The organism is Vibrio sp. 10N.286.48.C11 (assembly GCF_041469805.1).
GTDB classification, from domain to species: Bacteria; Pseudomonadota; Gammaproteobacteria; order Enterobacterales; family Vibrionaceae; genus Vibrio; species Vibrio crassostreae_C.
In genome coordinates, this window is the sequence record NZ_JBFRLK010000004.1 from 1 (window position 1) to 8,474 (window position 8,474).

At 44.4% G+C, this 8,474-nt stretch carries 7 protein-coding genes; 4 read left to right on the top strand and 3 right to left on the bottom strand.

Annotated elements, in window-relative coordinates; translation table 11 throughout:
- Positions 1-279 precede the first annotated feature (279 nt).
- Together pflB and AB4209_RS01440 are read right to left on the bottom strand one after the other, a co-directional pair.
- On the bottom strand, positions 280-2,577 hold the full coding sequence (gene pflB, locus AB4209_RS01435; RefSeq protein ID WP_372054596.1) for a formate C-acetyltransferase: 2,298 nt from the start codon (positions 2,575-2,577) through the stop codon (positions 280-282).
- A gap of 232 nt (positions 2,578-2,809) precedes the next feature.
- Positions 2,810-3,154, bottom strand: coding sequence for a multidrug efflux SMR transporter (locus tag AB4209_RS01440; protein WP_017061635.1), 345 nt, complete (start codon positions 3,152-3,154; stop codon positions 2,810-2,812).
- Between the two features lie 320 nt (positions 3,155-3,474).
- On the opposite strand from AB4209_RS01440, the gene AB4209_RS01445 reads away from it, so the two are divergent.
- Together AB4209_RS01445 and fghA are read left to right on the top strand one after the other, a co-directional pair.
- Positions 3,475-4,623 (top strand): S-(hydroxymethyl)glutathione dehydrogenase/class III alcohol dehydrogenase, encoded by a 1,149-nt coding sequence (locus AB4209_RS01445; RefSeq protein ID WP_017064961.1) that lies wholly within the window; start codon positions 3,475-3,477, stop codon positions 4,621-4,623.
- A gap of 154 nt (positions 4,624-4,777) precedes the next feature.
- Positions 4,778-5,617, top strand: a complete 840-nt coding sequence (fghA, locus tag AB4209_RS01450; RefSeq protein WP_017061633.1) for an S-formylglutathione hydrolase — start codon at positions 4,778-4,780, stop codon at positions 5,615-5,617.
- A 77-nt stretch (positions 5,618-5,694) separates the two neighbouring features.
- On the opposite strand, the gene AB4209_RS01455 is transcribed toward fghA, so the two are convergent.
- Positions 5,695-6,777, bottom strand: a complete 1,083-nt coding sequence (locus AB4209_RS01455) for a pyridoxal phosphate-dependent aminotransferase (RefSeq protein WP_017061632.1) — start codon at positions 6,775-6,777, stop codon at positions 5,695-5,697.
- Positions 6,778-7,083: 306 nt separating this feature from the next.
- Between AB4209_RS01455 and AB4209_RS01460 the strand changes: the two genes are divergently transcribed.
- On the top strand, positions 7,084-7,485 hold the full coding sequence (locus tag AB4209_RS01460; protein ID WP_017061631.1) for a hypothetical protein: 402 nt from the start codon (positions 7,084-7,086) through the stop codon (positions 7,483-7,485).
- 224 nt (positions 7,486-7,709) lie between these two features.
- Entirely contained in the window at positions 7,710-8,447 is a 738-nt protein-coding gene (locus tag AB4209_RS01465) for an NUDIX domain-containing protein (protein ID WP_372054598.1), read from the top strand.
- The last annotated feature ends 27 nt before the right edge of the window (positions 8,448-8,474 follow it).

Genomic DNA, 8,474 nt, shown 5'->3' on the forward strand with positions numbered 1-8,474 from the left:
TCGAAACACACAATGGGGCACAAACGTTTTAGATTCGTAGCACTAAGGTGTTCTTGTCCCGAAGCGACCTTATCAACATAAAAAACAGGTGAATGATCAGCACACCCGAAAGAATCAAAGCGATACCAATCACCGCGTAAATATCGGTTTTGCCCATATACCAACCAAGACAACACGGCGACCAACAATATAGGTGCCCCATACTCCACGCACAAAAAAGCGCGAGAGACGGATGTCATTCTCGCGCTTTTTTAGAACCGTATAACTCGAAGTTTACGGTTAGATCTTAGCAGTAAACGTACGGCTAATTACATCTTGTTGCTGCTCACGTGTTAGCGAGTTGAACCTCACAGCGTAACCCGACACTCGGATGGTTAACTGTGGGTATTTTTCTGGATGTTCGACGGCATCCAACAACATGTCACGGTTAAGCACGTTCACGTTAAGGTGCTGTCCACCCTCAACACGAATCGATCCTGCACTTTCCTCGTGGTGGAAGTAACCATCCATTAGTGCTGCTAGGTTCACTTTTTGGCTTAGGTCATCTTTACCTAGTGCATTTGGTACGATTGAGAAGGTGTAAGAAATACCATCTTTTGCGTACTCGAACGGCAGTTTGGAAACTGAAGAAAGTGAAGCCACCGCCCCTTTCTCGTCACGACCGTGCATTGGGTTTGCGCCCGGGCCAAATGGCATACCTGCGCGGCGGCCATCTGGCGTGTTACCGGTTTTTTTACCATATACAACGTTTGAAGTAATCGTAAGGATAGATTGAGTTGGAACCGCTTCACGGTAGGTGTTCATTTTCTGAATTTTCTTCATAAAACGTTCAACCAAATCACAAGCAATATCATCAACACGTGAATCGTTGTTGCCGAATTTTGGATATTCACCTTCAATCTCAAAGTCGACAGCGATGCCATCTTCGTTACGTACTGGTGTTACCTTCGCGTATTTGATAGCCGCTAACGAGTCAGCAACAACCGACAGCCCTGCAATACCACAAGCCATTGTGCGATGAACATCGCGGTCCATTAATGCCATTAACGATGCTTCATAGCTGTAACGGTCATGCGAGTAATGGATCACGTTCAATGCAGTGACGTATTGCGTTGCAAGCCAATCCATCATGTCATCAAAGCGAGGCATTAAGCGGTCAAAATCGAGAACTTCATCTTCGATACGAGCAACTTGAGGACCAACCTGCATGTTAGATTTTTCATCAACACCACCGTTAATGGTGTAAAGCAACGCTTTAGCAAGGTTTGCACGAGCACCAAAGAACTGCATATGTTGGCCAACCACCTGCGGGCTTACACAACACGCAATCGCGTAATCGTCGTTATCAAAATCCGCACGCATTAGATCATCGTTCTCATACTGAAGTGATGAGGTTTCGATAGACACTTTAGCGGCGTATTGTTTAAACGCGATAGGCAGTTGTTCAGACCATAGAACCGTCATGTTCGGCTCTGGTGCTGGGCCCATCGTGTGCAATGTGTGCAAGTAGCGGAAAGTCGTTTTGCTAACGAGAGTACGACCATCAACACCCATACCTGCCATTGCTTCTGTTGCCCAAATTGGGTCGCCAGAGAACAATGAATCGTATTCAGGAGTGCGTAAGAAACGAACCATACGAAGCTTCATGATGAAATGGTCAATCAACTCTTGCGCTTGTTTCTCATCAATCAGACCAAGTTTAAGGTCACGTTCGATGTAAACATCTAAGAAGGTTGATGTACGGCCTAGCGACATCGCAGCACCATTTTGAGACTTAACCGCAGCTAAGTAGCCAAAATAGGTAAATTGGATTGCTTCTTGCGCAGTACGAGCAGGAGAAGACATATCAATGCCGTATTTCAAACCCATTTCTCGCATTTCATCAAGGGCACGAATTTGATCAGTAAGCTCTTCACGTAGACGCAATGTCTTATCTAAATCACCACCCGTTTCAAGCATCTTCTGGGTCGATTTGAACTGCTCATTTTTGTCTGATTTTAGGAAGTCGATACCGTATAAAGCAAGACGACGGTAGTCGCCAATAATGCGTCCACGACCATAAGCATCTGGCAGACCAGTAATAATACCAGAACGGCGACATGCTTTAATTTCATCGGTATAAAGATCGAACGCTACTTGGTTATGCGTTTTGCGGTACTCAGTGAAGATCTTTTCGATTTGTGGCTCTAGTTCACGACCGTACACTTCGCACGACGTTTTCACCATTCGAATACCGCCATTAGCGATGATGCCGCGTTTCAGTGGTTTATCGGTTTGTAGACCCACGATTTTTTCGAGGTTTTTTGCAATGTAACCTGCATCGTGTGAGGTGATAGTGGAAACGATATCAGTATCAAAATCGACAGGGGCGTGAGTGCGGCTTTCTTCTTTAATACCTTCTAGCACCGATTCCCATAGCTGTGTCGTCGAGTCCGACACGTCCGCAAGAAAAGATTCATCACCTTCATAAGGGGTGTAGTTTCGCTGAATAAAATCACGTGCATTAACGGATGTTTGCCAGTCGCCAGCTTGAAATCCCGCCCAAGCTTCCATCATATCGGTTGTCGGAATAGTCATAATGACCTCCAAAGTTATTGATAAACAGACAATATCGATGATTATTTATAATCATTGGTTTCTGCTGGCTATACTAAACCGACCAATCTATGAGTAAAGTGAGCTGTTTTCATAAAATACATGCACAAAATGCATTTATTAGAATTACTATATTATATTCAATACCTTAAGTTGAAGGCTAACTACTCTAGATTCCAATTAGTTTGTTCCTTCAGAAGTAGGAAATAGACTCTTAGTGACTCACCGACGTTGAAAACAGGTTAATGACCACCACACCAGACAGAATCAAAGCGATGCCAATGATCGCGTAGATGTCTAGCTTTTGCCCGTAGACCAACCAAGATAACGCCGCGACCAACACTATCCCTGCGCCACACCAAATCGCATACGCCACACCCAAAGACATGGTTTGAACCGTGAGAGACAACAGATAAAAAGCAAAGCCATAACCGACGAGTACTGCGGCGGTCGCAGGAAGGGAAGTAAATTGCTGCGTTTTAGGCAATAAAGAAGTCGCGACAACTTCAAGCACGATGGCAAGTGACAGCATCACTGGAGGCGGAAGAGATAAAAGCATGTATGAGTCCACAACATTAAATACGGCGCTCAGAATATTGTAGTTTTATTTCCAATTCATGTGATTTTCAGTAAGCAATTATTATGACGTACCTTAAAAATTCTTAAGTGTGACTTTCGGTTAACACGAGGAACCTAAATGCTCTATTATTACAAATACGTAATAATCATTTTCTATTTAAGGGGATTATCAAAACATGCACTCACACCTATACTAGCTCCAACAAAACGAGAGAGCGGAAACAATTAAGCTCAACTACGCTTAACGGGTTGAATTTAATTGCACAGTTATCCGCTGTACTGACATATAGGAAACATCCAATGACAATCGAAATTAAACCTGGTCAAACGCATATCAAATCAAAAGCAATGGTTGCATGGGCAGCTGGCGAGCCACTAAAAATGGAAGAAGTTGATGTACAACTTCCTAAAGCTGGTGAGGTTCTAGTTCGCATCGTTGCTACTGGTGTTTGTCACACTGACGCATTCACATTATCAGGTGACGATCCAGAAGGTATCTTCCCTTCAATTCTTGGTCACGAAGGTGGCGGTATCGTTGAGATGATCGGCGAAGGCGTTACAAGTGTTGAGATTGGCGACCACGTTATCCCACTTTACACAGCAGAATGTGGCGAATGTAAGTTCTGTAAATCTGGTAAAACTAACCTATGCCAAGCCGTTCGTGAAACGCAAGGTAAAGGCCTAATGCCAGACGGTACAAGCCGCTTCTCTATCAATGGCGAAACAATTTTCCATTACATGGGTTGCTCGACTTTCTCTGAGTACACAGTACTTCCAGAAATATCTCTAGCGAAAGTAAGCAAAGAAGCACCACTTGAAGAAGTTTGTCTTCTAGGTTGTGGTGTAACTACGGGTATGGGCGCGGTACTTAACACAGCTAAAGTTGAAAAAGGCGACAACGTTGCTGTATTCGGCCTAGGTGGTATCGGTCTTTCTGCAATCATTGGTGCTCGCATGGCTGGTGCTGACCGCATCATCGGTGTTGATATCAACGAGAGCAAATTCGAGCTAGCAAAACAGCTTGGCGCGACTGACTGCATCAACCCAACTAAATTCGACAAGCCAATCCAAGACGTTATCGTTGAGATGACAGACGGTGGTGTTGAGTACTCTTTCGAGTGTATCGGTAACGTAAACGTGATGCGTCAAGCACTTGAGTGCTGTCACAAAGGTTGGGGCGAATCTGTCATCATTGGTGTTGCGGGTGCAGGCCAAGAGATCGCAACTCGTCCATTCCAACTAGTGACTGGTCGTGTATGGCGTGGCTCTGCTTTCGGTGGTGTTAAAGGCCGCTCTGAGCTTCCAGAAATCGTAAACCGTTACATGGCGGGTGAGTTTGGCCTTCAAGAGTTCATCACTCACACAATGGGTCTGCAAGACGTAAACGAAGCATTCGACCTAATGCACAAAGGTGAATCTATCCGTACTGTTCTACACATGGATAAGTAACACATCTTGGCCTCGATTCTTTCGAGCATCGAGGCCACAGCTACAAATGAATAGCAACAAACTGTCTTCACCACCTCCTGCCCGGTGGGTGGTGAAACTTTATGTAATATAGACAAATTTACTCCCAAACCATCAACCTAACGGAGCACAATAGATGACAATCGAAAACATTAGCCAAGCAAAGGTTGCTGGTGGTTGGCACAAACAATACACCCACTTTTCTGCAACGCTTGACTGCAACATGCGTTTTGCGATTTTCTTGCCACCTAACGCAAGCAAAGAAAACCCAGTTCCTGTTTTGTATTGGTTGTCAGGCTTAACCTGTACCGATGAAAACTTCATGCAAAAAGCCGGCGCTTTCAAAGCCGCGGCTGAGCAAGGCATCGCGATTGTTGCACCAGACACTAGCCCACGTGGCGAAGGTGTTGCCGACGATGAAAATTACGATCTCGGCCAAGGTGCAGGCTTCTATGTGAATGCCACTCAAGCGCCATGGGACAGCCATTACCACATGTACGATTACGTGGTAACAGAGCTCCCTGCATTAATTGAGTCGTTCTTCCCTGTTACATCCGTAAAATCGATTTCTGGTCACAGCATGGGCGGACATGGTGCCCTAACGATTGGCATTAAAAACGAAGATAGCTACCGTTCTATCTCTGCATTCAGCCCAATCACCAACCCAATGCAATGCCCTTGGGGACAAAAAGCCTTCAACCAATACCTAGGCTTGGATATTGAAGAGTGGAAACACTACGATGCCTCTGAGCTTCTAAAAACCAAAGGCACTAAACTGCCAATGTTGGTCGACCAAGGTGAAGCCGATAACTTCCTGATTGAACAGCTTAAACCTGAGCAATTAGTCGAAGCCGCTAAGGTAACCAATGCCGATTTAGATCTACGTATGCAGCCTGGTTACGACCACAGCTACTACTTCATCTCTAGCTTTATTGATGAACACATTGAGTTCCACGCTGCTTACTTAAACAAGTAGCCAGATGAATTTAGCCCGCACTTTGTAAACGCAAGGTGCGGGCTTTTTTATGCCTACTGATTTTATAACGGTTGCTTTTATAACTGCTTAATACGCTGCTTTAACGCTTCTAAATCTATATCATTGCCAACAATTCGTAATCGAACATACTCTTCAGTCATCGCGTCGCACGTAATAGCAAAATCGACACCCGAACATGTCTTAATACCGATACTCTCAAATAGCTTTGAAAGGTGAGTTCCTCTCTTTTTCAACAACATAATGGGCGTCGATATTGACGTGCCAACCACCTCAATATTGTTCTCAGACAACAAGCCGATCATTTGCTGCTTAAAGTATTCAGTTTTGCTGCGGTTCATTTCTAAGAAGTGTTTTGCATTGGGTAAGGTCGCCGATGCGATTTTTATTGAGGGGTAAGTCGGCGTAAACACACTCACCGCAGCTTCGATTGCAGAAGTCAGGTTTTCACTGCTGGCTAAGTAACCGAGTCGAATCCCAGCGAGCCCTAAACCTTTAGAAAAGGTTCGTAAAACTATTAAGTTGTCCAAGACTAAGGTCTGATCGAGCATAGACTGCTCAGGGGTCAGGTATTCACCATATGCCTCGTCGACAATCAAAATAGCGCCAGAACGCTCACATACTCTCGCTATCTCGACCAGATAAGCTCTGTCGTAGATTCGACCCGTTGGGTTGTTGGGATTATCGATATACACCAAGGCAGGATTTTGACTGCTTATTTTTGATGCCAACACACCGAACAGATCCGACTCGTTTTGATAATCAAACATGTTGATGGACTGGTACTTCCCGCCCACCAAAGTGAACTCTGATACTGCTTCAACAAACTGAGGGCCAATGCCTATCATGGTGCGATTGTTGTGATCGATAAGTTTATTGAAGATAAGTTCTAGCGCCCCAAGAGAGCCCGTGGTGTACGTAATACGACAATCTTCAATCCCAATAAACTGGCGAGTCAGATAAGTCAGCTCCGAAAGCTCCCTGTGGCAATAGTACTTATCAATACCGTAGATAATATCTTTGATCACATGTTCAGGAATTTCTGGTGCGCCAAATGGATTGGAGCCAAGTGAACAATCGATACGAAATGAGTGATCGACATAAGAATGGTATTCGCCACTTAACCGTGGATTTAAATGCATAAGAAAACGCTCAAAAAATATTCATGCGCTATTCTTATCGTACTGAATTTTATCTATATAGGTCATTTCGCGACAGTTCTTCGCCTTGTTTCGAGAGACTGGTTAAAAACCAAGATTGGTTCAAATAACGAATTCTCTTAAGCCATAATCAAGAGTTAAGCACTCGTGTTTACATTTCGAGTTAACCGAACCGCTTTCTTTGCGCTAGATTAAGCTGAGATAAGATAGGGTAATAACAGAGCTTGCATCTTTACTCTCCCTAGTTACCATAGCCCCATTAACATCCCCCATATTTTGAAGGTTGCTATGAAAGCAATTAAGACTCTTTTCTTCCTGATGGTTTTATTGAGCGGTCTGTTTACCGCTTGGCTGTTTATTCCAATTCCAGCGACCATGGACAAGCAAACGCTCGACGTTCCATTAACGGAACCATTCAAGCTTGTTGCGTATCGCAGCAACCCGAATGATGCGAGCAAGCCGCTGACTTACCACTACTATGTGATTTCAGATGTGGTTGGTGTAGACGACATGGACCCATTCCTGATTACCACGGACCAGTTCGTGAAGCTTGGCGAATTCGACGAGAACACATTCAACCTTACGGTTAACGGCAAGATTGATAGCTACACCAACGATTTGTGGATCAAGAAATCTGATGGCAAGCTTCAACACTGGTACGTGAGTATTAACGCGAACTATATTCGTTAAAATCGAACTGCAATAAACCTCATTTTAAAACTGCGCTTTGGCTTCCAAGCGCAGTTTTTGTTTCTAGCAACACCCTCCACTTATCCCGACCCGTTCGACATAAACTGCATTGCCTACTTTTGATTCACTGCTGCCCTTGCTCTCAAGGTGTTATAAGCTCTTTAGATACGATAAGCTCAGACCATGCTCGACGCCCAATAAATCAAAATAATAAAGGATCACCCGTGGAATTTACGCTCGACAAATTTAACGGCATCATCATTGACCCAGCAACAGCCCCTCACGATGTTGACTCATTCAATGCCGAACTCAGCGAGATCACCGAATTTTCAAAGCAGAATAGCAAAGGCATTATTTGGATTAGCTTACCTATTTCACTCTCGCACCTTATTCCGGTGGCGACTGAGCTTGGCTTTGTGTTTCACAACTGCTTAGAAGACGAGATTACGCTGATCCACAAATCCGAGATTGTAGAGTTTGTGCCTTTCATTCCGACCCACACCTTGGGTGCTGGTGCGTTAATCACTAACGAACACAATCAAGTTCTGATGATCAAAGAGCACGGCATGACGGGTTACAAATTACCGGGCGGTCATATTGAGTTGGGTGAAGGCATTGAAGAATCGGTGGTTCGTGAAACCTTGGAAGAAACCGGTATCGAGGCAACGTTCGTTTTTGTGGTTGGCATGGCGACAAGACACCCGTATCAATTCGGTAAATCAAACCTCTACTTTATTTGTCACCTTATCGCTCAAACTCAAGAAATTGCGATTCAAGACACAGATGAAATTGCAGAAGCTAAATGGATTGATGTTGAAGAGTATATTAACAACCCCGACAGCTACCCGTTCAACCGCCAGTTAGTCGGCTCTTTGATAGGCAAACAAGGATTAGAACTTACCCAACTAGAAGGCAACTATGGCCCGAACCATAAGCCAGAGATCTTCTTTTCGAAAAACTAAAGCGATTCAAAATCGAGTAGGAGGAGG

What these genes read in the sequence shown, in the direction of transcription:
- AB4209_RS01460 (WP_017061631.1), top strand. Translation starts at nt 7,084, where the DNA reads ATGAAAGCAATTAAGACTCTTTTCTTCCTGATGGTTTTATTGAGCGGT.
- pflB (WP_372054596.1), bottom strand. Translation starts at nt 2,577, where the DNA reads ATGACTATTCCGACAACCGATATGATGGAAGCTTGGGCGGGATTTCAA.
- AB4209_RS01440 (WP_017061635.1), bottom strand. Translation starts at nt 3,154, where the DNA reads ATGCTTTTATCTCTTCCGCCTCCAGTGATGCTGTCACTTGCCATCGTG.
- AB4209_RS01445 (WP_017064961.1), top strand. Translation starts at nt 3,475, where the DNA reads ATGACAATCGAAATTAAACCTGGTCAAACGCATATCAAATCAAAAGCA.
- AB4209_RS01455 (WP_017061632.1), bottom strand. Translation starts at nt 6,777, where the DNA reads ATGCATTTAAATCCACGGTTAAGTGGCGAATACCATTCTTATGTCGAT.
- fghA (WP_017061633.1), top strand. Translation starts at nt 4,778, where the DNA reads ATGACAATCGAAAACATTAGCCAAGCAAAGGTTGCTGGTGGTTGGCAC.